This window comes from Microcystis sp. BLCC-F209 (assembly GCF_041928595.1).
In the GTDB taxonomy this organism is placed as follows: Bacteria; Cyanobacteriota; Cyanobacteriia; order Cyanobacteriales; family Microcystaceae; genus Microcystis.
Map to the genome: position 1 here is coordinate 1 of NZ_JBHFLL010000193.1, position 1,909 is coordinate 1,909.

Annotated in this window: 3 protein-coding genes and 1 pseudogene; 2 read left to right on the forward strand and 2 right to left on the reverse strand. The window is 38.2% G+C overall.

Features of this window, described 5'->3' with window-relative positions:
- Positions 1 to 100: 100 nt before the first annotated feature.
- The gene (locus ACE1AQ_RS12430) at positions 101 to 601 is read right to left on the reverse strand and encodes a hypothetical protein (protein ID WP_110543227.1); all 501 of its coding nucleotides are present in this window, start codon (positions 599 to 601) and stop codon (positions 101 to 103) included.
- 124 nt (positions 602 to 725) lie between these two features.
- Between ACE1AQ_RS12430 and ACE1AQ_RS12435 the strand changes: the two genes are divergently transcribed.
- Positions 726 to 857 (forward strand): hypothetical protein, encoded by a 132-nt coding sequence (locus tag ACE1AQ_RS12435; RefSeq protein ID WP_008199062.1) that lies wholly within the window; start codon positions 726 to 728, stop codon positions 855 to 857.
- A gap of 279 nt (positions 858 to 1,136) precedes the next feature.
- Here the strand turns inward: ACE1AQ_RS12435 and ACE1AQ_RS12440 are convergent.
- A pseudogene (locus ACE1AQ_RS12440) lies at positions 1,137 to 1,298 on the reverse strand (hemolysin); the annotation flags it as partial.
- A gap of 204 nt (positions 1,299 to 1,502) precedes the next feature.
- Here ACE1AQ_RS12440 and ACE1AQ_RS12445 point away from each other — a divergent pair.
- Positions 1,503 to 1,909 (forward strand): Rpn family recombination-promoting nuclease/putative transposase (locus ACE1AQ_RS12445; RefSeq protein ID WP_374808516.1); only part of this gene is annotated, 407 nt, incomplete at its 3' end.

Sequence of the window (1,909 nt, forward strand, 5' to 3'; positions counted from 1 at the left end):
AACTCTTATAGAGAAAGACATTTGGCGATTTTTGTCAATTGTTTTTGATCTAGAGCGAACTAATCAATTAAGTCTCTTGCCAGATAAGGATTTAGTCGATTTATGCTCCCCTATCGAACCATACCAAGTAACGAAGAGCCACAATAATTTCTGGTGAATCATCCTCATCGATGACCAGATCTACCGACTCCACCCGCAACAGTGCCAAATTATCCTTAACCACCCCTTGAAGATAGATTTCCCCCATCCCTTCACCCCCAAGATCGATCGAGCCAAAAACTTGACCGGTTTTTGTATTAAAATTAAACTGAAAATAATTAGCTGAGGAAATTCCCTCGCTAACATTATCGTATTTAGCGATCTCTTGACCACTGTTATCATAAAAAGATACCTGAAAATCTTCTAAAACTTGCATTTTTCCCGAACCTTGTTCTGAAAAGATAGTCGGGGCCGTTTTTTCATCATAACTAAAAGAACCTTTAGCTGTATAACCTTGATTTCCCAACCATTGAAAATCGATCGTCACTGCTAAAACCCCCTGGGTATTCAGGTTAGCAACTAAAAGCCAAGCTAATAGTAAAATCAATATTATCTTTTTCATTAGTCTGTTATTTCAGTTACAGCAGTTATCCCAATGGTGAGGTAGGAAGTCTCTGGTTTTGGAGAACAGGGAACGGTAGCCAGTCTTCCAGAAATGATGTCAAATCCAAGCATACTTCATCTTTTTGTCAGGGGGTAAATATGGCTCTACTCAATACTATTTTATCACTCCCCGGGCTGAAATCGCCGATCGCCTCGATTGCCAAATTGCTACTGTTGAAGATAAAATTATCGCTACCATTACCACCGGTGAGTAAATCATTACCTCAACCAGCAATTAAACTATCGTTTCCGTCTTGGCCGGTTAATTGATCCATTGCCATCACCACCAGTTAGAGTATTATTAAGGCTATTTCTAGTTAGTCGAGCATTACTGGTATGGTCAATAATATTTTCAATAGTGTTATTTGCGGAAAAGTCAATTTTAGATGATTGGTGACGGCGGTTTGGGTTGTAGGAACCCCTAAGTTTACTCGTACTGCGGTATTTGTCCCAGTTAAGTCGAGGGTATCGATACCGCCGGTGGTAGTTTCTTAGATGGTATCGCTTCCTGATGGGGTTGAAACATTAAAACAGTAAATATCGTTACCATTAGCGCCAGCGAGGATATTGTTACCGCTATTACTGGTCATTTTATTGTCACCAGCGTTACCTGTACCATTAATATTATTATTCCCAATTAGCTTGAGGTTTTCGACTTCCCTGTTTCCCCATTCCCCATTCATAATTTATATACCTAACTTTCTTTAAGTCACCTAGAAAACGGGTTTCTTCAAGAAACCCGTTTTCTGAAATTAGGTTAAAGGGGTAAGGTCATAACAATCTGTTGCCAAAACCGACTTCTGAGAATATAATATAGAAAATTAGTCACTCACCGCCCAGATTAGTTAAGATGATATTACATGACTAATAATATTGACCATGATCGCTTATTTAAGGAGTTAATCTCCACCTTTTTTGTCGAATTTATCGAGTTATTTTTTCCTCAATTGATAGATTATTTAGATAGGGACTCGATTACTTTTTTAGACAAAGAAGTATTTACCGATGTCACCGAAGGAGAAAAGTATGAAAGCGACTTAGTAGCACAAGTTAGGTTTCGAGGAAAAGAATCTTTCTTTCTGATTCATCTGGAGGCGCAGCAAAGTTCCCGCCAGTGGTTTAACCCGCGAATGTTTACTTATTTTGCTCGCTTTCATGAGAAATTTGTCTTACCGATTTATCCGATTGTAATTTTTTCTTATTCAAAGCCAAAAAGAGAAGCAATTAGTCAATATGTAGTCGATTTTCCCGATTTTAAGGTCTTAGA

Excerpts from the sequence above, each read along its gene's own strand:
- ACE1AQ_RS12430 (WP_110543227.1), bottom strand. The coding sequence starts at position 601 with ATGAAAAAGATAATATTGATTTTACTATTAGCTTGGCTTTTAGTTGCT.